Genomic DNA, 23968 nt, shown 5'->3' with positions numbered 1-23968 from the left:
TGGCCGGAGGAGAAACTCTTCCGGCTTGCGTCAATTCGATGACGCCCAATGGAATGCGGATCCGACCATGACCCACAGCAATCGCCGGCTGGATATCGCCCTTCTCGTAGGCATTGCCGCCCTGATCCTATTGCCTTGGTATCGGATTGAAGGCGGCTTGTTCGGTCTTGGCTGGCTATCCAGTTTTCCGGGCGATCCTGCTTCGGCACCCGCAATATTACAGATCGCTCAACATGGCCGCTGGTGGCTCGCGATCCTCGTCGCGCTTCTTGTGCTCGGTGGCTTTGCGCGCTTGCTTCCCAACGCCTTGCGTCGTGGCGCGTTGCTTGTGTGGGCAGGCGGGCTTGGGGTCTTTCTTTTGGCGCTGCAAGGTCTTGCGATCAATTTTTCCGGTTGGAGTTGGACGATCAGCGAGACCCTATTCGGCGCACTCGCGGACGGTCAGCCTTCGATGGGCGCAGGTGCTGTCCTTACCGGTGTCGTCTTTGTCCTCATGTTCTCCTTCGGTCTGGCAGACCGTGGTGTCATGAAAGGCGACGCCTTCGTGGTCGGCGCCATCAGCATCTTGATTGTCCTGGTCACGATCTTCGTGTTCTACCCAGTCGGCAGCATGTTCGTCGGGGCTTTTCAATCGTTTGACGGCTCATTCAACCCGGATGGCTTCGTCAGCAACATTCAAGACTCCTCCATATGGAGCTTAGACTGTGTGGTGGGAGGTGATCGCTGCGGTGTCGCTTGGCGGACCCTGTGGCTCGCCATTCTGACGGCCAGCGGCGCGACGCTCTTGGGACTATGCTTTGCGCTGGTCGCCACTCGGACGCGTTTTCCCTTCAAGAAGGGGCTTCGGCTCCTGACGATCCTGCCGATCATCACTCCTCCATTCGTTGTCGGCCTGGCCCTGACGCTGTTGTTCGGCCGTGCCGGTGTCGTTACGCAAACCGTCGCTTCGATCCTCGGAACCGAACCGGGTCGCTGGCTATATGGACTGACCGGCATCTGGATCGCCCAGGTGCTTTCTTTCACGCCGATTTCTTTCCTCGTCCTGATCGGTGTTGTTGAAGGCGTCAGCCCATCGATGGAGGAGGCGTCGCAAACGCTCAGAGCCAATCGCTGGCGCACGTTCTGGCGTGTGTCCCTGCCTTTGATGAAGCCTGGCCTGGCAAATGCCTTTCTCATCGCATTCATCGAAAGCATGGCGGACTTCGGCAATCCGATGGTGCTTGGAGGGAGCCATGGGGTCTTGTCGACCGAAATCTTCTTTGCTGTCGTCGGGTCGCAGAACGACCCATCGCGAGCAGCCGTGCTTGCGATGATCCTGCTGCTCTTCACCATGTCTGCCTTCATCGCCCAGAGGTTCTGGCTATCCGGAAAGAGCTTCGCAACCGTCACCGGCAAAGGCGACTCCGGCGCTCATATTGCCCTGCCGCGCGGACTCGCGATCGCGGTTCATGCAGTCGTCATTCCCTGGATGATCTTCACCATCGTCGTCTATGCGATGATCCTTTTTGGCGGCTTTGTCCGGACCTGGGGCTTGGACAATACGCTGACGATCGAGCACTACATTAGCGCTTTTTCGATTGGCTGGCGCGATGACGGTGGTCTTGCCTGGACCGGCGTTGCCTGGAACTCGTTCTGGACGACAATGGAAATCGCCTTGATCTCCGCTCCGCTGACGGCGGCCGTCGGCCTGCTGACGGCCTATCTGATCGTTCGCCAGAAATTCGTCGGACGCAATCTTTTTGAATTTGCTCTGATGATGAGTTTTGCCATACCCGGTACGGTTATCGGCATCAGCTACATCATGGCCTTTAACCTGCCACCGTTGGAAATGACCGGCACGGCGCTGATCCTCGTTGCCTGCTTCGTCTTTCGCAATATGCCCGTTGGCGTGCGCGGGGGCGTCGCTGCGATGAGCCAGCTCGACAAGAGCCTCGACGAAGCCTCTTTGACCCTTCGCGCCGACAGCTTCAGGACGATCCGGAAAATCATCCTGCCGTTGCTGCGCCCAGCGATCACGGCAGCGTTGGTCTATTCATTCGTGCGCGCCATCACCTCAATCAGCGCCGTCATTTTCCTGGTCAGCGCCCAATACAACATGTCGACCGCCTATATCGTCGGGCTTGTCGAAAATGGCGAATACGGGATCGCAATCGCCTATGCTTCGGCCCTGATAGTCGTGATGGTCGTCGTCATTTTGGTGTTCCAGCTTTTCGTCGGCGAACGGCGGCTGCGGCGCGAGAACCGCGTTGAGATCGCAGCGCCCGCCGCAATTGCTTCCGCGCCCATCCGTCAGGAGAAAACCGCATGAACATGACTTCCCCAGGCTCCGTTGTGTTCGAAAATGTGCGCAAGACATTTGGGGCGTTCGTTGCGGTGCCTGACCTGTCGCTGACGATCGAGCCAGGCACGCTCGTGACACTACTTGGTCCATCAGGCTGCGGCAAAACCACGACGCTTCGCATGCTTGCCGGGCTTGAGCATCCATCCGCGGGCAGGATCCTCATCGGTGGCAAGGATGTCACAATGTTGCCCGCCAACGAGCGGGACGTGTCGATGGTGTTTCAATCCTATGCGCTCTTTCCGCATATGACGGCGTTGGACAACGTCACCTACGGGCTGGAATCTTCGGGGGTGAAACGCAAAGAGGCCCGTGAACGGGCGGAAGATGGACTGACGCTTGTCGGCCTCGCAGGCATGGGATCGCGGCTTCCGGCAGAGCTGTCGGGCGGACAGCAGCAACGCGTTGCGGTCGCGCGCGCACTCGTGCTCGGCCCGCAGGTGTTGCTTCTTGACGAACCGCTGTCCAATCTCGACGCCCGTCTGCGCCGCCGTGTCCGCACAGAGATCCGCGAGTTGCAGCAGCGTCTCGGTTTCACAGCGGTTTATGTCACACATGATCAGGACGAAGCCCTCGCGGTCTCGGACCGCATCATCATCATGAAGGAAGGCCAGATAGCCCAGCAGGGTGCGCCGCGCGAGCTTTATGACGCACCGGCCTCCGCCTTCATTGCGGATTTCATGGGCGAAGCAAACGTCGTGTCCTGCGATGTTGTCGGCATCGAAGGAGACAATGCCACGATCAATGTCGAGGGCCTTGAGCATCGGGTGCCCGGCCGCAATGTTCGGGTGGGATCGGCACAATTGGCGATCCGCCCCAATGCGATAACCTTGGCGCCTCGTCAATCGACAAGTCCGTTCAATGGTCAGATCACCCATGCCGCATATCTCGGCGATCACGTTGAATATGAGGTCAAAACAACCAGTGGCACGCTCTTTGTTGTCGATGCCGTTGTCGAGACGCCATTCGCGCCTTTGACCGATGTTGCCATCGGCTTCAAGGAGCGGGGCATCGCGATCATCGGTGGCTAGAGCACGCGCCAATTCACAAAAAGGAACTCGCATGGCAGATCATGGTGGCGCTGACCTTAAAGCCCGTCTCGTACGGGCAGAAGAGATCGCGCGTGTGGCAGGGGCACTCGCGCTCGATTATTTCAACCGCCGCGAGACGCTGGTGGTCGAAACCAAGCGGGACCTGCAGGACGTGGTGTCGATCGCTGACCGGGAGGTCGAAAATCTCATCCGCAGCCGGGTCCGTCAGGTTTATCCCAACGATGGCATCCTCGGTGAAGAGTACGGCCTGGAGACCGGCACTTCGGAATTCACCTGGGTTATCGATCCGATTGACGGAACGAGCCCCTTCGTCAACGGCATGCCAAATTGGTGTGTTTCGATCGGGCTGTTGCACCAAGGCGTACCGGTTGTCGGCGTCATATCCGCACCGTGCCACAAAGAACTCTATGCCGCCGCCCTTGGCATGGGGGCGACGCTGAATGGCAAGACGCTGGTGCTGAACGATGCCCGCAACATCCGCAACGCGGTGACGGGCATCGGTGCCAACAATTATGTCAAACCCGCATTCGTCGCCAAGATGGTCGAAAATCTGTTGGAGGCAGGAGGAAACTTCATCCGAAACGGTTCCGGAGCCCTGATGCTCGCCTATGTCGCTGCCGGTCGCCTCGTTGGCTATTACGAGCCCCACATGCACGCTTGGGACTGCATGGCCGGCTACTGCCTCGTGAAAGAGGCCGGAGGCTTTTACCACCCCTTTCCAACCGACGGTGACAAATTGACGAAGGGAGCCGTTGTTCTGGCCGCCGCTCCTGGCGCGATCGATGATCTCAAAAAGATAGCTGGCTTATAGACTCCTGAGCAACTGGACAGCGTCAGAGTCAGCACTAGTTTACGTGAACGCGTTTGCAAACTGGTCGACGGATCAGCTGGATGCGTGGGCCGGATCGGTGGATCGAGGAGGATCTGCCAATCTGGTTAATGAGAAAACCAAATGGGAGGAATGAATGACTAATCGCCTTACGTTCGGCTGCGTTGTCGCGGCTGCAATTTCACTCGGTGGCACGTCGCACGCGTTTGCAGTGACCGAGCTCCAATGGTGGCATGCCATGGCTGGCGCCAACAACGAAGTCGTCGAGAAACTGGCCAAGGAATTCAACGACAGCCAAAAGGACTACAAGGTCGTTCCGGTGTTCAAGGGCACCTACCCCGAAGCTCTGAACGCCGGTATAGCCGCCTTCCGCGCCAAGCAGGCACCGGCGATCCTGCAGGTCTTTGACGCCGGAAGCGGCGTGATGATGGGTGCCGAAGGCGCGATCATGCCTGCAGCCGATGTGCTGAAAAAGGGCGGCTACACGTTCGACAAATCGCAATATCTGCCGGGCATCGTCGCTTATTATTCGAGGCCAGACGGCACGATGCTGTCGTTCCCCTATAACTCCTCTTCGCCGATCCTTTATTATAACAAGGACACTTTCAAGAAGGCTGGGCTTGATCCCGAAAACCCGCCAAAGACCTGGCCGGAAGTCTTCGAGGCGGCCAAGAAGATCAAGTCGAGCAGCGCGTCCCCCTGTGGCCTTACGTCCACTTGGCTCACCTGGATCCAGACAGAGAATTTCGCCGCCTGGAACAATGTCGCCTACGGCACCAATGAAAACGGCCTTGCTGGCGCCGATGTCAAACTGGAATTCAACTCACCACTTTTCGTCGAGCATTTCCAGGCGATTGCTGATCTCGCCAAGGACGGCACCTTCCGGTATGGCGGACGAACCTCGGAAGCCAAGCAGCTCTTCACCTCTGGAGAATGCGGCATACTGACGGAATCGTCCGGCGGGCTCGGCGACATCGTCAAGCGCGGCATGAACTACGGCATCGGTCAACTGCCCTATTACGAAGGCGAAGGCCGGCCACAGAACACGATCCCCGGCGGCGCCAGCCTCTGGGTATTTGCAGGAAAGACAGATAATGAATACAAAGGCATAGCCGAATTTTTCCATTTCCTGTCACAGACCCAGATCCAGGCACGGCAGCATCAGGTGTCTGGCTATCTGCCGGTGACGATGGCTGCCTATGAGGAGACAAAGAAGTCCGGTTTCTATGACAAGAACCCCGGCCGGGAAACGCCAATCCTGCAGATGATGGGCAAGGCCCCGACTGCCAATTCCAAGGGCGTACGTCTCGTCAACCTACCGCAGGTGCGCGACATCATGAATGAGGAGTTCGAGGCAATGCTCGCCGGACAGCAGGACGCCAAGACCGCGCTCGACAAGGCCGTTCAGCGCGGCAATGCCGCCATTCAGGAGGCCATCAATTGACGTGTTGATGCAATTTGGCCTGCGGTCCTCAGGGCCGCGGGCACCCCTACCGGTCCCAAGGAGATCGCTGTGCAGCGTGTCGTCTTTCCGAACAAGATTCTCCCCTATTTCCTCGTCGCTCCGCAAATCATCCTGACGATGGTCTTTTTCTTCTGGCCGGCGAGCCAGGCGCTTTATCAATCGACACAGCGCGAAGATCCCTTCGGGCTGAAGAGCGGCTTCGTCGGATTGGCGAATTTCAGACAGGTTCTTTCTGACCCAAGCTACCTGAACGCGTTGAGGGTCACGGTCATATTCAGCGTGTCCACGGCGGCCCTTTCGATGATCGTCGCCCTCGCGCTCGCAGCGGCGGCCGACAAAGTCGTGCGCGGACAGTCGTTCTACCGGACGCTGTTGATATGGCCCTACGCGGTTGCGCCCGCCGTCGCTGGCATGCTCTGGCTTTTCATGTTCAACCCGGCGATGGGCACGTTTGCCTATATTCTGCGCCGAAACGGTGTGCCTTGGGATCCGTTGCTGAACGGCGGACAAGCGCTTTCGCTCGTCATCGTCGCAGCAGCCTGGAAGCAGATCAGTTACAATTTCCTATTCTTTGTCGCAGGCCTTCAGGCGATCCCAAAATCGCTGCTGGAGGCTGCGGCGATCGACGGCTCGCGCGGTAGTCGGCGCTTCTGGACGATTGTCTTTCCCCTTTTGGCGCCGACGACTTTCTTCCTGCTTGTCGTGAACACGGTCTATGCCTTCTTCGACACGTTTGGCATCATTGACTCGGTAACGAAGGGCGGTCCGGCAAAGGCCACCGAGACATTGGTTTACAAGGTCTACAACGACGGTTTCGTAAATCTCAACCTCGGCTCCTCGGCAGCCCAGTCGGTTATCCTGATGGTGATCGTAATCGGCCTGACGGCGTTCCAGTTCCGTTTCGTCGAACGACGGGTCCACTATGCGTGAGGTCCGTCCATGATCGAGAAACGTCCCGTCGCCAATCTCGTCGGCCATCTGATGCTGACCATCGGCGTCATCATCGTCGCCTTTCCGATCTACTATACGTTCATCGCTTCGACGATGACGTCGGCTGCAATCCTCCAGCCGCCGATCTCGTTGCTGCCGAGCGGACACTTTCTGGAAAACTATGGCGAGGCGCTATCTGGCGGCATCGAACGGGTGGCCGGGGTCAGTCTCGAACGCATGCTTTTGAATACCATCGTCGTTTCAGTCGTCATCGCCGCGGGCAAGATCGCGATTTCCTTCCTGTCAGCCTATGCGATCGTGTTCTTCCGCTTCCCGCTTCGCGTGATGTTTTTCTGGATGATCTTTATCACGCTGATGCTGCCTGTGGAGGTCCGCATCCTGCCAACCTACAAGGTGATCGTCGATCTCGGCATGATCGATACCTATGCGGGACTGACCTTGCCGTTGATGGCGTCGGCGACAGCGACCTTTCTGTTTCGCCAATTCTTCCTGACCATTCCAGAGGAGCTCTTGGAAGCGGCCCGGATCGACAATGCGGGACCGTTCCGTTTCATGCGTGATATCCTGCTTCCGCTTTCGACCACCAACATCGCCGCGCTGTTCGTGATCCTGTTCATCTATGGATGGACACAATATCTATGGCCGCTGCTTGTCACCAACGACGCAAAGATGTCGACGATCATCATCGGCCTCAGAAAAATGGTTGATTTCGCAGACGCATCGACGCCCTGGAACCTGGTGATGGTGACGGCAATCCTTGCCATCATTCCGCCGGTACTCGTCGTGGTGCTGATGCAGCGCTGGTTTGTCAAAGGTCTTGTGGAGACAGAAAAATAAATGGCTGGAATCATTCTCAAGGACGTCGGCAAAATCTACGGTAGATCGATCGTTGCGATAAAAGGTGTCTCTCTTGAAATTGATGACGGTGAGCTTGTCGTTCTCGTCGGGCCTTCCGGCTGCGGAAAATCAACCCTCCTACGCATGATCGCTGGCCTGGAGAGCGTTACGTCGGGCGAGATCGTCATTGGCAACCGCAAAGTCAACGACCTCGAGCCCTCCGAACGCGATATCGCCATGGTATTTCAGAACTATGCGCTCTACCCGCACATGACTGTGAGGCAAAACCTGGCCTACGGACTTAAGAACCGCAATATGCCGAAGGCTGAGATCGAAGGCCGCATCCACAAGGCGGCAAAAGCCCTGGAGATAGAAACGTTCTTGGAAAGAAAACCCCGCCAGCTCTCGGGTGGTCAACGCCAGCGTGTCGCCATGGGCCGGGCGATCGTGCGTGAGCCTGCGGCGTTCCTGTTTGATGAACCGCTGTCCAACCTCGATGCGAAACTGCGCGTTCAAATGCGCGTCGAGATTAAACGTCTGCAACGGTCGCTCGCGACGACCAGCGTCTACGTCACGCACGACCAGATGGAGGCGATGACCTTGGCCGACAGGCTTGTTGTGTTAAACGCCGGCCGGATCGAGCAAGTCGGAACACCCATCGAACTCTATGAGCGGCCGGCGACGACCTTCGTTGCGACCTTCATCGGCTCGCCGTCGATGAATCTCCTGAAGGTCACGGACGGCCTTGTTCTTTCGAACGGCCTCGGCTCTGTCGACGACGGCGCCACCATCGGAATCCGGCCCGAAGACCTCCATCTGGCGAAAGAGGGAGGCGCTGCAGCCTTCAGCGCGAAAGTGCGTGTGCAAGCGGTGGAACTGGTCGGTGCGGAAAGCTATGTCTATAGCGCCCTACCGGACGGCCAAACCGTTGTCTTTCGCGTTTCTGGACGCTCTCAAATTGCGATCGACAGCGAACTGGTCATTGCCGCTTCCACCGAGGCGCTACATGTCTTCGATGCCGACGGTAACCGAAGGCAGCTGCGATAGGCGGTTCGAATCCCGGTTGCTAACCTGTTGGAGGACGTCGTTTCGAAGGCATGTCACCTTTTCATGTCGTGCGCGGTCTTTTATGACGGATTTATGACAGCTGACATTGGGAGCGCCTACATTGAAATGGTTTCGTAAACTGATGCCGAGAGAAGATCGGTTCTTTGATCTCTTTGCGAGGCATTCACGCACAACGGTCGGGGCGGCAGAAGCGCTGAACGCCTTGCTTTCCGGCAAGGATACGGAACAGCATTGTCAACGCATCATCGCGCTCGAAGACGAGGCCGACGACATTACGCGCGATGTACTGCTCGCAGTCCGGAGAAGTTTCATAACGCCATTCGACCGGGGAGATATCAAGGATCTCATCATGTCGATGGACGACGCCATCGACATGATGCACAAGACGGTCAAGACGATCCGGCTTTTCGAACAGACGAGTTTCGATCCCGGCATGCAGGAGATGGGTGGTGTCATTGTCCAGGCCGCCAAGCTCGTGGCCGAAGCAATTCCCCTTTTGGATCGAATGGCCGCCAACGCGCAGCGCCTCGGCGTCCTGACCGAAGAGGTGGTGAAGGTTGAAGGTCGTTCCGACGAACTGCACGACCTAGGCCTGAAGGATCTGTATCGCCGCCACGGCGCGACAAACCCGATGGCCTACATTATCGGCAGCGAGATCTATGGCGAGCTGGAGAAGGTCGTCGACCGCTTCGAAGACGTCGCCAATGAAATCAACGGCATCGTGATCGAGAACGTCTGATGGAGGCCACCCTCGCATTCCCGCTTCTTGCGGGCCTTATCGCGGTCGCGTTGTTTTTCGATTTTTTGAATGGACTGCACGATGCCGCCAACTCGATTGCCACGATCGTCTCGACCCGGGTCTTGCGGCCGCAATATGCAGTATTGTGGGCCGCCTTCTTCAATTTCATCGCCTTCCTGTTCTTCGGGCTGCATGTGGCAGAAACACTGGGCACCGGCATCATCGATCCAGGTATCGTCACGCCGCAAGTCATCTTCGCCGCGCTGATGGGCGCCATCGTCTGGAATATCGTCACCTGGATGTTTGGCATACCATCGAGTTCCTCGCACGCGCTGGTCGGCGGCCTTGTCGGTGCCGGGTTGGCCAAAACCGGTACGAGCGCCATTGTATGGTCGGGGTTGTTGAAAACGGCCGGCGCTATTGTGCTATCTCCGCTTCTGGGCTTCGTGCTGGCGCTTTTCCTTGTCCTGTGTGTGACGTGGATATTCGTCCGGCAAACCCCCTTTGTGGTCGACAGCACATTTCGCGTCCTGCAGTTTGTCTCCGCTTCCCTTTATTCACTGGGCCACGGTGGTAACGACGCGCAGAAGACAATGGGGATCATTGCCGTGCTTCTCTACTCCCAGGGCTATGGCGGAGGGGAGTTCCACGTGCCTTTCTGGGTCGTCCTGTCCTGCCAGTCCGCTATGGCGCTCGGAACATTGTTCGGCGGCTGGCGGATCGTCCATACGATGGGCTCCAAGATCACACGGCTCAATCCGATGCAGGGCTTCTGCGCGGAGACAGGTGGCGCGCTGACGTTGTTTGCCGCGACATGGCTCGGTATCCCCGTCTCGACGACCCATACGATCACAGGTGCCATCATCGGCGTCGGCGCCGCACGGCGCCTTTCCGCGGTACGGTGGGGATTGGCGGGCAACATCGTCGTCGCGTGGGTGATAACTCTCCCCGCTGCTGCAGCCATTGCGGCACTGACCTATCAAATCGTGAACAGGATTGGGTGACGAACGTCTCGGATAAGGCAAAACGAGTTTCGACACTCTGGCTCCGACGGCACCGTGATGACCATGCGACCGTCGAGCGGTTGTAAGACTAGGCAGGGACAATTGCAGGTCCGTTCAAAAGTCCGGCGCCGATTCCCTTCGCGCCGGGCTTTGCTGCTCAGACGGATTTCTGCCGGCCTGCGGAAGCACTAGGTGTGTGCTGCCAACCATTCTTCCGGGTGACTTCTGAATCCATCGTGACGACGAGATTCCCGACGGCCGCCGCTGAGCGTGCATGACGGTGATAATCTCGATGTCTCGACTGACACGGTACGGGATGATGTAGGGAATATCGGCCAGCACCACTTCACGGTGCCCGCCCCCTGCAAGTTCGACCTTATTTCTCACACAGCCGGCGCGGCCCACGGTAGGGTTGAAACGTACAGTCGGCGGGGCGGAACGAGCGATAAGCACCCGCGCAGTCTCGAAAATTGCAGGTGACCGATGCTTGCCCGCTATCGGCCGAGGAACTTTCCGCAGTGACGTCGGGCTCGCTGTAGCGCGCACTGCCGTCATGCACGGCAGCGGCGGCGCGCATAAAATTCCGCCAGATCCTGGCAGGCATCTTGCCACCCGTCACCTCGTTCATCGGCGTCTCGTCGTCATTGCCGACCCACACTCCCACCACCAGTGACTCCGTGAAGCCGACAAACCAGGCGTCGCGATGGTTCTGGCTGGTCCCGGTCTTTCCCGCCGCAAAGGCTCCGAAATCAGCTTCGCGACCCGTCCCTCGTTCGACAACCAGCCTCAGCAGGCCAATCATGTCCGGCTGAAAATGGCGAAGATCTGCTGAGGGCCGCTTGGGCGACCCGACGCGGAAGGCGTGCGGCTGGCCGTCGGCATGAAAGGAGACGACCCCCCACGGCTCCACCGGGGCAATGCCTGCTCTAATCGATGCATAGGCGCCGGTAAGGTCGAGCAGGTTTACTTCCGAGGAGCCGAGCGCCAAGCTCGGTGTCTCCGCCAGCTTTGCGTCAATTCCTAATTCCCGCGCCGCAGCAACAACTTGATCGATCCCGATCTCCATTGCAAGCGCCACGGTCGCGGCGTTCAACGACCGTGCGAATGCCTCCGCAATGGTAACGCGTCCGCGATAGCCTCCGCCGTAGTTTTCGGGAGACCATCCGTTAAGCTCAATCGGGGCATCCTCGACCCAGTCGCCAGGCGTGAGGCCCGCCTTCAGCGCGGCATAGTAGACGAACAGCTTGAAGGCCGAGCCGGGCTGCCGCATCGCTGTCGTCGCGCGATTGAACGGACTCTTTGCGTAGTCGCGCCCACCAACCATGGCGACCACGCGCCCTTCAGGCGTCATTGCAACCAAGGCAGCCTGCGATGCGCTCGCTGCCGCACCTTCCTGTTTAAGCGCTTCGGCCACGACCTTTTCGGCAATTGCCTGCAGCCGCGGCACCATCGTGGTTCTGATTTTTATCGTGCCTCGATAAGGGCCGGCAAGCTCGCGTGCCTCCTGCATCACCCAGTCCGAAAACCAACCTCCCGACCTTGCCGCGGGCTTGACCGGATGAAGTTTAGCAAATTCTGCAGTCGCAACCTTTGCCTGCTCGGCGGTGGTCTTGCCGCGCTTGACCATCGCGTCGAGCACGAGGCTTGCCTGTCGACGAGCGCCCTCTGGATTGCTGATTGGATTGAGCTGTGATGGCGCTCTGATGATGCCTACAAGCATCGCAGATTCACCGAGATTTAGGTCGCGCACCTCCTTGTCGAAATAGATGCGGGCCGCCGCCGGAACGCCGGTTGCACCCGCGCCGAGATAGATGTTGTTGAGATACCGCGTAAGAATTTCGTCCTTGCCTAGCTTCTTTTCCAGCCAGAATGCGATCACCGCCTCCTGGATTTTCCGCTTCCAGGTACGGTCCTGCTCGAGATAGAGAATTTTTATAAGTTGCTGCGTGATTGTGCTGCCGCCCTGGACGACCTCGCCGGCGCGGATGTTCCTAAACAGAGCGCGAAGAATGCCTTTCAGATCGATGCCTGAATGTTCGTAAAATCGCCGATCCTCACGGGTGAGCACCGCATCGATGAGATAGCGGGGAAATTCTTCTCTCGCCGCAAAGGGTCCCTGGATCGGCCCCTGTCGTACCAGCGGTTTGCCATCCGCCGTTTCTAGCAACACCACCGGCTTGAGCGAGCCATCCGCGATTTCCTCCCATGGCACGTCGTTTAGCGCCCAAGAAAAGAGGACGGCGACGAGCACAAGACATGCGACACCTGCTGTCGCAACGGTCCGAAGCACAAACGTCCGCCGGCGGGACCGCTTCTCTCCGACAGCTCGCTGATCAGTCGAGCGCAAACGCCAAAGCCACACCCGCGACCAAACTGCCACAAAGCGGGCCGCCGTCTCGGCGGCTCTAATCTTCGCGGTTTGAAAATCTATGTCCCGTAGCCGCGACATGGCCCCACTGCCGAGTGCTCGGAGCTTTTTGGCCGCCAGACGCGACGCGGCAGCCAAGTCGTCCCGCAGTGCCTGGCCGAGTTCGGCAAGCGCTCTTCCCGTCCGCGCGAACGCCGCACGATCGAACCCGGCATGTGGCTTCCCGTTGGACAGGGGGTCGCCGGGCCCTTCGCTCTCGGGACTGCCGCCCGATGCGGTTGTGGTGTCCTCCATGCGTGTTCCCTTTGATCACCCTCACCACGTTCGTGAAGCAGAGAAAAGTAGCCCCGGTGGTTTCCCGGACGTCAACAGTTGTCGCTGACACATTGTTAATGATGCGGGTCGGTGTGGCAATTTTCTCCCGAGTCACGCGTTACGCTCGCGGGTACCGCGCCACGGTCATACTGTGGGAAGGAGAATATCATGGCCGGTGACAAGAGCAAAAAGGATAGCCGCGGGGGGCGGGCGGGTAGTTTGCCTCACCGACCGGAGGGATGACCAGGGCGGGAGAGCCGCTGCTGATCCGTGGAAGGATGGAGCGGCAATGCGCACTAGCTCCCCTACGAGCGTGGCAACGGATCCGGCTATTACCGTGACTAGCGACTTCGTAAATCTTTGTCTCAAGCGCCGATGATGGGTCCGGCTGACGACCCATGTCAACCAATCGCATGAACAGGCGATCCTCAAGATGCTTGAAGCGATCAGGATGCGCAGACCCGATGCACCAGACGTGCCATGCCATGGAGCAGTTAACGGCGCTGCTCGCAGCGAGATCACTCATGCGCTGCGCGAATCACGCATCCAGTAGTCGACGTGGCGACGTGGAGAAGCGGTTCGGGATGCTCTCTCGCCTCGAACGGATATGAACGTCTAAATCCTCTTTCGGTGACGTTGCCCGCCAACGTGCCGCCGGAACTATGGGTGACATCCGCCGACGCCACCGCCTCCGCTAAATTATTGACCGCGGTCTGGAACATTTGCACCACGTGTTAGTTTTTTGGAATGCAGTGCTTCACATACGCGCTGTGGGACCAGCATCGCCCTTTTTGCAGGTCCGTTCAAAGGCCCGGCGCCGATTCCCTCCCGCCGGGCTTTTGCTGGGTGGATCGGGGGCGGTTTGTGCAACTAATTCGCCAACGTTTCAAGCGCCGCTGCTGGTGCCGGCTCCCGCGACGCCCCTCCTTGAGCTTTCGAGGGCTCGTCTCAAAGAAAAAGATCCGCCTCCGAAGAGACGGACCGAATTCACATATAGTCGATGTTGCCTGTCGCGACCGATTACATCTGCGACATGAGCAGACTGCGCCACCGAAGTTAAGAATCTCCTAATATAGAGTTGCCTTACGACAAACCCGCCGGCGGATAAGGTCGACAGGCGCGCATAGGCAGTGCCTGGTTGAGACGGTACATGCTTACGCCTTCACCTTCGGCTAGCAGTCGAATTGCTGCCGTCGGCTTGCGGCTATGCCGCAAGCTCCCACACACCAAAGTCCAGGGTGTGGAAGACCTCAGTATAATTTCTCCCGATTGCGTGGAAACTTAAGTTTCCCGTGTCGCCTCTGATGAGGTGGCCGACCGGGGTAGACACCTCGATTTGAAAACAACCGCTACTCGATGAAGTAGCGAACAGCCCCTGAGGAACGAATAATGAACCGCGTTACGAACTTTACCATGGCCGCCATCATCTCTTCGTTCGCTTTCGCCGGCGCAAGCTACGCCGAAGACAGCGTCGTCATGAACGGTGGTCCTCAAATCGAAAAGACTCTGACGACCTTTAACAAGGCCTTCGACGTCAAGTATCTGAACGATTACCAGAATCAGAAGGATCAGCCGGATGCACAGGATACGGCTATTCCGCGCTCCGAAGACGGCGTGAAGAACATCCAGGCTTCCATCAGGGAAAACAAGCGGCTTGTCGAAAAGCTCGCGGCCAAAGACATCAAGGTCGATGACGTTGTGAACGCCCAGCAGGCCGCCGACGGCAGCATCACGTTCTTCATTCGCTGAAGATGTCAAATGGCCCGGAGCGCTAAGCTCTGGGCCATCTCTGCCGACCGACAGAAGCTTTACTCGGTCATTTTCTTGCGCCAACTGAGGGGTATCGCCGACAATCTCTCATCGCCTCACGTTGTTTTTGGCTCAACGGAATCTGCCACAATAATTCGCATCTCATCGAATAAATACAGAAACTTGACCAGTATCCCGGATACGCCTATATTGCCCATACACAGGAGCAACGGCCCATGTCCGCCAAAGAGCGCATCAAACGATATAGGGAGACCGGAGGAGCTGCCGATCTCGTGAGGGTAGAAGTTCTGGTGCCAAGAGCACGTCGAGATGAGATCGTGAGGGTTGCCGCAGAATTTCGCGCCAAGCATCGGGTCGAAAAGGATCGCCTCGCGGAATTCATCAGGATGGCGGCTGAGCGATATGGGTTGAGGGTGTTCGACAACATAGATATCGACAAGTTGGACGATCTGCCGCAGAAGGCGCGCGTTGTCGCCAACGCTCTCATGGAACGCGGTGATGCGCGAGCTTATGCGATGGGACGCAAAATGGCCTTTGAACTCAGAGATGCACGCTGATGGCACTGACGCCGATCCAAAAGGATATCATGTTGTCCATCGCCGGGAACAGGTCTGACACCAGCTACATTGCTGGCGGCTTGGTCTTGAATATGGATTGGCCACGAATGTCTGATGACATCGATATCTTCCATGATACGGACGAGGAAATCGGATCTGCTGCGGATGCCGACATCGAGAAACTAAGGGCTGATGGCTTCATTGTCTCTGTCGAGATCAACATCTACGGCTGCGTCGAAGCAAGTGTCGTGCGTGGTGGAGAACACACTATCGTCCAGTGGATGAGTGAAACTCGAACTCGCTTTTTTCCGCTCGTCAGGGACGAGGAATGGGGCGCACGTCTGCATCGGGTAGACCTTGCAGTGAACAAGGTGCTGGCCGCCTCGACGCGGACGAAGGCACGAGACTACGTCGATTTGCTTATGATCGACACCCACATGTGTCCGCTAGGGCCAGTAATTATGGCCGCGGCGGGCAAACCACCTCACTTTGATGCCGCACAGCAGTGCCGCAGCAGGGGTTAACGTTGCCATCGCGCTATCCTTTTGCGCCGCCAGTAGCGCATCCCGTTCACTCTCCAACGAGCAACAATTTGACACCGAAACCTGCCCGCCGCCCGCGCCCTTGTTGTATGCCTCGACTTCCGCCGACATCCAGGCGACTGCGCCTACCGCATGCGGTCAAGCAGCGCCCTGGCATCGACAAGGTCTCCCGTCTCGAAGCCTTCGGTAAACCAGGCGTAGATGGGGGTGAGAAGCTTTCGACCCTCTTTGCCCCGGCCCTGGTCGACGTAGAAGCGAGCGAGGCTTGTTGCTGCTCTCAACTCCGTGGATTTCGTACCATCAGCGCGAGCCATTCCTAGCGACTTTTGAAACCATTGCTCAGCAACACCGTCGTGTGGGTCCAGGCGCGACAGGAGTTCGCCCTTGGTGCGCAGCAACTCAGACACCATGTGCTTCGTGCCGGATTCAGCCGCGAGGTCGAACGCCTTCATGAGTATGGTCAATCCCTCGTTTGGATCGCCGAGCTCGCCGTACGTCTGCGCGAGGATACAAAGGTCATAGTGCATACCCGCTTCTGCGCCGGTCGCGGCTGTGGCTTCGAGCGCATCGCGCATTTCCCGGACACTGCCCGCCAGTTCCCCTAGCTGGGCGAGCGCCCAGCCAATCTTGAACCGGGCCTTCCCCGCCATGAGCCGCAAGTCGAACTTGGTGGCTGTCTCAAGCTGCTGCCGCGCCAGCTCGAGAGCTGCTTCGGGTTCGCGGCGTGCGAGATAGACATTCGCTAGGTCATTCAGCGCGGTGGCCATACTGACGGAATGGGATACCCGCTTGGACAGCGCCAGCGCCTCTCGTCCGCGCTCCAGAGCCTGGTCGGGGAAACCCCGAATCCAGAGCATCTGCGCAGAGTAGTTCCTGCAACAGACACCAGGGTCGTGACCCGTATAGATATAGGTCAGGCGATGATCCCGGTCCGGGTCGTAGGTCGCCATTCCCCAGCTTGCGTGCTTCTCGGCCGCCGGATAATCCCCGAGGAAGAATTTGCTCGCCCACAACTGATGATGCGCCTCGAGGAGGAGGTCCAAATCGTTCGCGGACTGGGCGATCTGCAAACATTGGCGACCGAGATCATCTGCCTCGCGCAGATGACCGGATATCAGTTGGTATGAGGCTTCGCCCCGAACCGCCACAAAGAGCTCATTGCTGTCGCCCAGCCTCTCGCAAAGCTTGCGTGCCGATGAGAAGGCGTGCAGAACATCCGGAGCGCCCCAGCCTTTGACAGCCATTGCGGCCACGCCCATGGCATTCTGTAAATGGACTTCACGCTTCAAGCGGGTCTCCGTGCTGGGCAATGACGCGACCACCTCCAACCCCTTGCCGAGGTGGCCCAAGGCTTCGATGTTCGCCGATCGTGTCAGCGCCTGCTGTCCCGCCTTCAGCCAGTACTCTCCAGCCTGATCGGGAAGGTCGGCGGCCGTGTAGTGGTGCGCGAGCGTCTCGGGCTCCGTCTCGGCGACTTCTGGAAACTGCCGCTGCAGCGTCGACGCGATCTTCGCGTGGATTTGATGCCGTCGGCTCTTGAGCAGGCACTGATAGGCGGCATCCTGCACCAGTGCGTGCTTGAAGGCGTAGGTGGCCTCGGGGGCGACGCCATTCCGCAGGACGAGCTCGGATTTTTCGAGATTGTGAAGATCATCCCTGAGCCTGGCGGCATCGCATCCGGCGACTGCCGCCAGCAGCCGATGGTGAAAGACGCGACCGATGCACGCGCCGATCTGCGCCATGTTCTTGACCGAGGCGAGCCGGTCGAGGCGGGCCATCAGTGAATCCTGCAGAGTCGATGGAATCGCCAGCGATGACAATGGACCCTTCAATCGATAGCGATCGCCGGCATCGACAAGGAGGCCGGACTCAAGGACAGTCTTGGTCAGTTCCTCGACAAACAGCGGCACGCCCTCCGTCCTGGCCAAAATCTGGTTCTTGACGTCCAAAGGCAGGATCCTGCCGCCGGCGACCCGGTCTACGATTGCTGCTCCCTCGTCGTGCCCAATACGGCCAAGCGAGATCGCCGTAACATGTGGCGACGCCAACCAAGGCCATCGGAACTCCGGCCGAAACGTGACAACAAGAAGCGCCGGCAGCTTTTGCAGGCGTTCGATGACCATGTCGAGCCAATCGCGCGTCGTCGGGTCGATCCAATGCGCGTCCTCGACGACCATCACGATGGGCTGGCGTGCCGCGATCCCTTCGAGCTGTCGGATGAGCACCCACAGCGTGCGCGCCTTCTGCGCCTGCGGCGTCAGCGTCAGCGGCGCATAGCGGCCAGTGACGCCGATAGACAGTAAAGCCGCCAAAAGCGGACCCGCTTCGGTTATGTCCGGGGTCGACTGGAGCATCAGCGCCTGGAGCTTGTCGAGCTTCGCGCTCGCGCTGTCGCTCCTTCCAAGTCGGGCAGCGCGCGCAAGCTGCCTGATCACGGGATAGAGCGCGCTGTTGACGTGGTAGGGGGAACAGAAGTAGCGCAACAGTGCATGCGGCTCCGCGCTCAACCGCTCTTCCAACGCGGCAGTCAGGCGCGACTTGCCAATGCCGGGTTCCCCCGACAGCATCACCACCTGGCCGTTTCCTGTGCGAGCCTTCTGCCAGCGTCGAAGCAGAAGCTCGAGTTCCTCGGATCGCCCCACCAGCGGCGTGGCGGCGCGATGCAGTGCATCAAAACGTCCTTCCGTATCGGTCTCGCCGATGATGCGCCAGGCCGGGACCGGAGCTGCGAAGCCCTTAAGCTGCTGGGGACCGAGATCAATCATCTCAAACAACCCGTCGACCAGCCGATGTGTACCGTCACCTATGACGACGGTGCTCGGCTCGGCCAGGGTTTGCAAGCGTGCAGCGAGATTGGGTGTTTCCCCAACGACAGCCTCTTCCTGAGCCGATCCTTCGCCAATCAAGTCGCCGACCACGACCAGACCAGTAGCAATGCCAATGCGGGCCGCAAGGGGTTTTCCGAGTGGGGTAGTCAGGCTCGCAGTCGCCGTCGCTGCCGCCAGGCTGGCCCGCACCGCCCGCTCTGCGTCGTCCTCGTGCGCGATTGGCCAACCGAAATAGGCAAGCACGCCATCGCCCATGAGCTTGGCAACATAACCCTCGTATCGAGTAATTTCCGTCGACGCCGCACTTTGGTAGGAGCGGAAAACGTCGCGCATTTCCTCGGGGTCGAGCTGCTGTGACAGCGCGGTCGAGCCCACGAGGTCGATGAACACCACGGTCAACTGCCGACGCTCGGCTTCGCGGGCCGCCGGCGCTAGTGCTGGAGAGGACGGGAAGCTCGTCGGCGACGTGTCGTGGACCAGTGTGGCGATCGCCGCCAGAATCTTGCGACGCGGGCCGACGGGTAAACCCAAGTCCTTCAAGTCTTCGTCACTGAGATGGCGAAGCGTATCGAAATCGACTTCGTTGGCGGTGAACGCCTCTGTGTACTTGGCTAGTCCGAGGCGGGAAAGCCAAGAGGCAATGTCCGACATAACCACTACCTCCCCGTAGGCAAGTATACCATGGCTATCGCGCCCCCGTTAAACGCGGCATTGGATCCCATGGGAGTGAACAGCGGCAACGCCATCCGCAGACATTGCTCTCGTCACCAAAACCACTCGTGAGCGATATCGAGTGCTAGATAGCCGTGGAATGCGATTCGCATGTGCGCATACCGGGTGAACGGTCTGCAACGCCCTATGCCTCTGTATAGTGTGCAAGACCCGCGCCGGTTGCTAGCCTCTAGACCGATATGCCAATCGTCTGCGGCATCCAGGTCGCCGCACGGATCGAAGGAGTTTCGACATGAAGGATCAGCGCCCAGAGGGTATCGAACAGTATGATCAGCCGGCGGGCGGCTGGGGCGCGCTCAAGGCGGTCGCCAAGACGCTGGCCCATCAGCGGGTCGTTGCCCAGGGCGCCATGACGCTGCTGAAAGCCAACCAGCCGGAGGGGTTCGATTGCCCCGGTTGCGCATGGCCGGACCCCAAACACACCTCGTCATTCGAGTTCTGCGAAAATGGCGCCAAGGCGATCACCTGGGAATCCACTGCCAAGCGCTCGGGACCGGAACTTTTCGAAAGCCACACGGTCTCCGAGCTTTGGAACTGGACGGACCATGAGCTGGAAGATGCGGGGCGGCTGACAATGCCGCTGCGCTATAACAGCGAAACCGATCGCTACGAGCCGATCGGGTGGGACGCTGCCTTCAAGCTGATCGGTGACGAACTGAACAAGCTCGATGACCCCAACAGGGCAGAGTTCTATACTTCCGGCCGCGCCTCCAACGAAGCGGCCTTCCTCTATCAGCTCTTCGTCCGCGCCTACGGCACAAACAACTTTCCCGATTGTTCCAACATGTGTCACGAGGCGACCAGTGTCGGGCTTCCGAAGTCGATCGGCGTCGGCAAGGGCACCGTGACGCTGGAGGATTTCGACTACGCGGACGCGATTTTCAGCTTCGGTCACAATCCCGGCACCAACCATCCGCGCATGATGACGACGCTGCACAATGCGTCGCGCCGCGGCGTGCCGATCGTCGTTTTCAATCCGCTGAAGGAGCGCGCACTCGAGCGCTTTGCCGCGCCGCAGGATCCCGTCGAGATGGTAACGTTGTCGTCGACACCGATCGCCTCGGCCTATCACCAGTTGCGCACCGGCGGCGACCTCGCAGCACTCAAGGGCATGATGAAGGCGGTGTTCGAGCGGGACGCCGCCAATATCGCCTCGGGCGGTCCCGGCGTGATCGACCGCGCCTTCATTGAAGAGCATACAGCGGGCCTCGACGCCGTGCGCGCGGACGTCGAAGCCGCGAGCTGGGACCAGATCGTCGCAGTAAGCGGCCTTACCAAAGACGCAATCGACAGTGCCGCCGATGTCTATGTGAAGGCAAAGAATGTGATCGTCTGCTACGGCATGGGAATCACCCAGCACGCCAACGGCACGGCCAACGTGCAGCAGATCGCCAATTTGCTGATGCTCCGTGGTAATATCGGACGGCAAGGCGCTGGTATTGCTCCGATCCGTGGTCATTCGAACGTTCAGGGTGATCGGACGGTCGGGATCACCGAAATCCCCAACAAGGCACTCCTCGACGGAATGGAGCGGGCGTTCGGCTTTCGGCCGTCCGGGGACAAGGGCCACAATGCGATCGAGGCCGTGGAGGCCATCATCGCCGGTGAATCCAAGGCGCTCATCTGCCTTGGCGGCAATCTCGCGGTCGCCATGTCCGATCCTAAGGCCACCTGGGAGGGCATGCGCAAGCTCGATCTGGCCGTCCACATCGCCACCAAGCTGAACCGGTCGCATCTCCTGACGGCAAAGGTATCACTGGTCCTGCCGTGCCTCGGCCGCACCGATCTGGATACGCAAGCGTCAGGCCCGCAGGCCGTAACCGTGGAAGACTCGATGTCGATGGTTCATGCCTCTCGCGGTTTTCTGAAGCCCCCCAGTGATGTCCTGAAGTCCGAGCCCGCCATTATCGCCAACATTGCCAAGGCGACGCTGGGCGATCGTTACGGCATCAACTGGGACGAGCTGATGGCAGACTATGACCGGATCCGGGAGAAGATCGAAGTGGTCTTTCCCGACTTCCACGAGTTCAACAAGCGAGTCCGCGTGCGCGGCGGATTCCGGCTCGATGTCGCCGCCTCCTTCCGTCGATGGAATACGCAAAACGGCAAGGCGAATTTCCTTGTCGCTCCTGGCCTGAACGAGGATCCTTTGATCAAGAACCCGGACGCTTTGGTCCTGACCACGATCCGCAGTCACGACCAGTACAATACGACAGTCTACGGCCTCGACGATCGTTATCGCGGTGTCTTCGGACGGCGCGACGTGATCTTCATGAACAGGGACGACCTGGCAGGGCGCGGCCTCAAGGACGGCGACCGGATCGACATTCGCGGGCTCGTCGGGGCTGGCGAGGGTACGCATCTCGTGCGGGGTTTCACGGCGGTCGAATACAATATCCCGAAGGGTTCGGTTGCCGGCTACTACCCGGAGATGAATGCCGTTGTGTCTCTGCGCCATTACGACCGCGTCTCGGGAACGCCGTCCTACAAGGGCGTGCCCGTGATGGTGGCTGCCAGCAACGGCTGACCCGCGAGTGTTTTCGATCACTCTTTCGGTATCGCTAATGCCGGAGAGTGTCGTCGGCGCGCCTCTTTTCCTGCGCCTGCAGTCGTCACGCTTGCCACGGCCTGCACCTTTGGCTCATCCAACTACACCTAGGTATGATTCAGCCCAGCTGTGCGGGCGACTAGCCTTCTGGCATCAGCCACCGAGGCGCTCGGTTTGATCCGGGCAAGCTGCGAGGATCTCATCATGTACCAGGATTCCATCACCAACTTCGCCGAGTCCGGGGAACACAAGGCACTTGTTGTTCGCACCCAGTTCTTCGCCTTCCTCGTCGGCGCGGCGATGGCCGGTGCCTATATCGGTTTCGGCGACATCCTCATGTTCACCGCGGGTGCGCATGCCGACCCCGCCTGGTCGCATCTCCTCATGGGCGTGGTCTTCTCGTCGGCGCTGACGATCGTCGTGTTCGCTGGCTCCGAGCTCTTCACCGGGACGGCGATGTATATGCCACTTGCCGTGTTGACGCGGCGCGCGCGCATTTCGGACACGCTGCTCGTCTGGTGCAGTGCGTGGATTGGCAACCTGATCGGCGCGGCTGTCCTCGCCGGCCTGTTCCACATGGCAGGCGGCGGCGTGCTTCTCGGCGATGGAAGCCAGACATTCTTTTCGATCGTTTCGGCCAAGATGTCGGCGGGGTCTCTCGAGCTCTTCGCCCGTGGTATCCTGTGTAACTGGCTGGTTTGCCTGGCGATCTGGATGGCGGGTCGCACCGATAATGCGGCCGCCAAGATCATGCTGATCTTCTGGCCGATCACCATCTTTGTCGCGGCCGGTTACGAGCACTCCGTTGCCAACATGTTCACCTTCTCGATGGCGCTCATGGGCGATCATCCCGCAAACATCACCCTCGCCGGTGCGATCCACAATTTGCTTTGGGTCACCCTTGGCAATCTGATCGGCGGCTCGGTCTTCATGGCTTTGGGTTATTGGGTGCAGTTCCACTCCAGCGGGCACGTTTCCTTTTTGCCCACTCCCGTGACTGTCCGCGCAAGGATCTCCGCCAACCGGAACCAGGAGTGAGGCGCCATGGGCCGACCCGCTCAACATCAAAGGTGCTTGATTGACAGGTGGCATCGCTACGACGTCGGCAAAAGGTCGGCACTCGACATCGACGCTAGATGGCAATGCAATCCTCCAAGACGAGGACTCGTCTTGAACGATATGATCGCTCCTCTGGCGGGACCACACCTATGTATAGGTTAGACTGGGCCAGGAAGAAGATATGGTCTCGGCAAACTAGGCTGGGGCAAGAATGTCTATAGCGTCAACAATTCTTCGCGTTCGCGATGCAGAAGGATCAGGCCACAATCTAACTTTCGGCCTGATTGCCGCCGCGCTTGCAGCTGCAGTCTTTTACGTTGATACCTATACGGACATCGAGGGCGCCATCGCGGTTCTCTATGTCGTCACCATGCTTGTGGCCGCCCAAGCAACCACGCGCACCGGCCTGCTTGTCATCGCTGCCGTGTGTGCCGCCCTCACGCTTCTTTCCTACGCCATGACGCACGGCGACGATGCAGACCTTCAGGAGACAAGTCGTCTGATCGTGGCGCTTGCTGCGTTGTTCGTCACGACCATGCTGCTCCTGAAGACGGAGAGTGCCCGCCTCGCGCTGCTTTCGATCAACGCCGCGCTGAAGGACAGCGAGGCCAGATACCGTTCGATTTTTGACCGCACCCGCGTTGCCCTTTGGGAGCGAGACTATTCGAAGCTGCGCCGCTATCTGATGGATCTCAGGGCGCAGGGCGTCACCGATATCAAGGCGCATGCGCGCACCCAACCGGCCGTCGTCGATCATTGCGTCGGTCTCATCGAAGTGGTCGCGGCGAACGAAGCGGCACGCGAGCTGCTGGGACCTCAGGCGGCGGCGGTCGGCACCCTGCGCCGGTCCGTCATCCCCGGGCAAGAGAAATTCCTCGACGTGCTGCAGGCGATCATGGACGGCGAAAGGGTGTTCGAAGACAAGGCCGAGGCGCGAGCGGACAATGGCGAAGACAAGCTCGTGCT

At 59.2% G+C, this 23968-nt stretch carries 16 protein-coding genes and 1 pseudogene; 15 read left to right on the top strand and 2 right to left on the bottom strand.

What is annotated here, in order from left to right; translation table 11 throughout:
• Positions 1-67: 67 nt before the first annotated feature.
• The 9 genes from BSG20_RS30290 to BSG20_RS30250 all read left to right on the top strand — a co-directional run bounded on the left by BSG20_RS30290 (position 68) and on the right by BSG20_RS30250 (position 10283).
• Positions 68-2308, top strand: a complete 2241-nt coding sequence (locus tag BSG20_RS30290; protein ID WP_072381329.1) for an ABC transporter permease — start codon at positions 68-70, stop codon at positions 2306-2308.
• On the top strand, positions 2305-3369 hold the full coding sequence (locus BSG20_RS30285) for an ABC transporter ATP-binding protein (RefSeq protein WP_072381303.1): 1065 nt from the start codon (positions 2305-2307) through the stop codon (positions 3367-3369). The genes BSG20_RS30290 and BSG20_RS30285 overlap by 4 nt, the downstream gene beginning before the upstream one ends.
• Positions 3370-3400: 31 nt before the next feature.
• Positions 3401-4201: an inositol monophosphatase family protein gene (locus BSG20_RS30280; RefSeq protein ID WP_072381305.1), complete on the top strand. Its 801-nt coding sequence runs from the start codon at positions 3401-3403 to the stop codon at positions 4199-4201.
• A gap of 154 nt (positions 4202-4355) precedes the next feature.
• Entirely contained in the window at positions 4356-5663 is a 1308-nt protein-coding gene (gene ugpB / locus BSG20_RS30275; protein ID WP_072381307.1) for a sn-glycerol-3-phosphate ABC transporter substrate-binding protein UgpB, read from the top strand.
• Positions 5664-5732: 69 nt separating this feature from the next.
• A complete protein-coding gene (gene ugpA / locus BSG20_RS30270; protein ID WP_072381308.1) occupies positions 5733-6614 on the top strand; it encodes a sn-glycerol-3-phosphate ABC transporter permease UgpA in 882 nt (293 codons plus the stop codon).
• Positions 6615-6623: 9 nt separating this feature from the next.
• The gene (gene ugpE / locus BSG20_RS30265) at positions 6624-7472 is read left to right on the top strand and encodes a sn-glycerol-3-phosphate ABC transporter permease UgpE (protein ID WP_072381310.1); all 849 of its coding nucleotides are present in this window, start codon (positions 6624-6626) and stop codon (positions 7470-7472) included.
• Positions 7473-8519: a sn-glycerol-3-phosphate import ATP-binding protein UgpC gene (locus BSG20_RS30260; protein WP_072381312.1), complete on the top strand. Its 1047-nt coding sequence runs from the start codon at positions 7473-7475 to the stop codon at positions 8517-8519. It abuts the gene before it with no gap.
• Between the two features lie 121 nt (positions 8520-8640).
• Complete coding sequence (locus tag BSG20_RS30255; RefSeq protein WP_280142221.1) at positions 8641-9279, top strand: DUF47 family protein; 639 nt, start codon at positions 8641-8643, stop codon at positions 9277-9279.
• Entirely contained in the window at positions 9279-10283 is a 1005-nt protein-coding gene (locus BSG20_RS30250) for an inorganic phosphate transporter (protein WP_037125499.1), read from the top strand. The genes BSG20_RS30255 and BSG20_RS30250 overlap by 1 nt, the downstream gene beginning before the upstream one ends.
• Before the next feature lie 376 nt (positions 10284-10659).
• Here the strand turns inward: BSG20_RS30250 and BSG20_RS30240 are convergent, their stop codons facing one another.
• The gene (locus tag BSG20_RS30240) at positions 10660-12945 is read right to left on the bottom strand and encodes a PBP1A family penicillin-binding protein (RefSeq protein WP_072381316.1); all 2286 of its coding nucleotides are present in this window, start codon (positions 12943-12945) and stop codon (positions 10660-10662) included.
• Between the two features lie 1410 nt (positions 12946-14355).
• Between BSG20_RS30240 and BSG20_RS30235 the strand changes: the two genes are divergently transcribed.
• The 3 genes from BSG20_RS30235 (at position 14356) to BSG20_RS30225 (ending at position 15817) form a co-directional block, all read left to right on the top strand.
• Entirely contained in the window at positions 14356-14715 is a 360-nt protein-coding gene (locus tag BSG20_RS30235) for a hypothetical protein (protein WP_072381318.1), read from the top strand.
• A gap of 236 nt (positions 14716-14951) precedes the next feature.
• Entirely contained in the window at positions 14952-15293 is a 342-nt protein-coding gene (locus tag BSG20_RS30230; RefSeq protein ID WP_072381320.1) for a hypothetical protein, read from the top strand.
• On the top strand, positions 15293-15817 hold the full coding sequence (locus tag BSG20_RS30225; protein ID WP_244541475.1) for a nucleotidyl transferase AbiEii/AbiGii toxin family protein: 525 nt from the start codon (positions 15293-15295) through the stop codon (positions 15815-15817). Before BSG20_RS30230 ends, BSG20_RS30225 begins: the two co-directional genes overlap by 1 nt.
• 143 nt (positions 15818-15960) lie before the next feature.
• Here the strand turns inward: BSG20_RS30225 and BSG20_RS30220 are convergent, their stop codons facing one another.
• Complete coding sequence (locus BSG20_RS30220) at positions 15961-19314, bottom strand: ATP-binding protein (RefSeq protein ID WP_072381322.1); 3354 nt, start codon at positions 19312-19314, stop codon at positions 15961-15963.
• A 313-nt stretch (positions 19315-19627) separates the two neighbouring features.
• Between BSG20_RS30220 and BSG20_RS30215 the strand changes: the two genes are divergently transcribed.
• The 3 genes and pseudogenes from BSG20_RS30215 to BSG20_RS30205 all read left to right on the top strand — a co-directional run.
• Entirely contained in the window at positions 19628-21922 is a 2295-nt protein-coding gene (locus BSG20_RS30215; protein ID WP_072381324.1) for an FdhF/YdeP family oxidoreductase, read from the top strand.
• Positions 21923-22147: 225 nt separating this feature from the next.
• Positions 22148-22981, top strand: coding sequence for a formate/nitrite transporter family protein (locus tag BSG20_RS30210; RefSeq protein WP_072381325.1), 834 nt, complete (start codon positions 22148-22150; stop codon positions 22979-22981).
• Between the two features lie 232 nt (positions 22982-23213).
• A pseudogene (locus BSG20_RS30205) lies at positions 23214-23968 on the top strand (two-component sensor histidine kinase); the annotation flags it as partial.

Origin of the sequence: Rhizobium tibeticum (assembly GCF_900110205.1) — a bacterium.
GTDB lineage: Bacteria > Pseudomonadota > Alphaproteobacteria > Rhizobiales > Rhizobiaceae > Rhizobium > Rhizobium tibeticum.
This window is presented reverse-complemented; position numbering and strand designations above follow the sequence as displayed.

What these genes read in the sequence shown, in the direction of transcription:
- BSG20_RS30290 (WP_072381329.1), top strand. Translation starts at nt 68, where the DNA reads ATGACCCACAGCAATCGCCGGCTGGATATCGCCCTTCTCGTAGGCATT.
- BSG20_RS30285 (WP_072381303.1), top strand. Translation starts at nt 2,305, where the DNA reads ATGAACATGACTTCCCCAGGCTCCGTTGTGTTCGAAAATGTGCGCAAG.
- BSG20_RS30280 (WP_072381305.1), top strand. Translation starts at nt 3,401, where the DNA reads ATGGCAGATCATGGTGGCGCTGACCTTAAAGCCCGTCTCGTACGGGCA.
- ugpB (WP_072381307.1), top strand. Translation starts at nt 4,356, where the DNA reads ATGACTAATCGCCTTACGTTCGGCTGCGTTGTCGCGGCTGCAATTTCA.
- ugpE (WP_072381310.1), top strand. Translation starts at nt 6,624, where the DNA reads ATGATCGAGAAACGTCCCGTCGCCAATCTCGTCGGCCATCTGATGCTG.
- BSG20_RS30260 (WP_072381312.1), top strand. Translation starts at nt 7,473, where the DNA reads ATGGCTGGAATCATTCTCAAGGACGTCGGCAAAATCTACGGTAGATCG.
- BSG20_RS30250 (WP_037125499.1), top strand. Translation starts at nt 9,279, where the DNA reads ATGGAGGCCACCCTCGCATTCCCGCTTCTTGCGGGCCTTATCGCGGTC.
- BSG20_RS30240 (WP_072381316.1), bottom strand. Translation starts at nt 12,945, where the DNA reads ATGGAGGACACCACAACCGCATCGGGCGGCAGTCCCGAGAGCGAAGGG.
- BSG20_RS30235 (WP_072381318.1), top strand. Translation starts at nt 14,356, where the DNA reads ATGAACCGCGTTACGAACTTTACCATGGCCGCCATCATCTCTTCGTTC.
- BSG20_RS30230 (WP_072381320.1), top strand. Translation starts at nt 14,952, where the DNA reads ATGTCCGCCAAAGAGCGCATCAAACGATATAGGGAGACCGGAGGAGCT.
- BSG20_RS30225 (WP_244541475.1), top strand. Translation starts at nt 15,293, where the DNA reads ATGGCACTGACGCCGATCCAAAAGGATATCATGTTGTCCATCGCCGGG.
- BSG20_RS30220 (WP_072381322.1), bottom strand. Translation starts at nt 19,314, where the DNA reads ATGTCGGACATTGCCTCTTGGCTTTCCCGCCTCGGACTAGCCAAGTAC.
- BSG20_RS30215 (WP_072381324.1), top strand. Translation starts at nt 19,628, where the DNA reads ATGAAGGATCAGCGCCCAGAGGGTATCGAACAGTATGATCAGCCGGCG.
- BSG20_RS30210 (WP_072381325.1), top strand. Translation starts at nt 22,148, where the DNA reads ATGTACCAGGATTCCATCACCAACTTCGCCGAGTCCGGGGAACACAAG.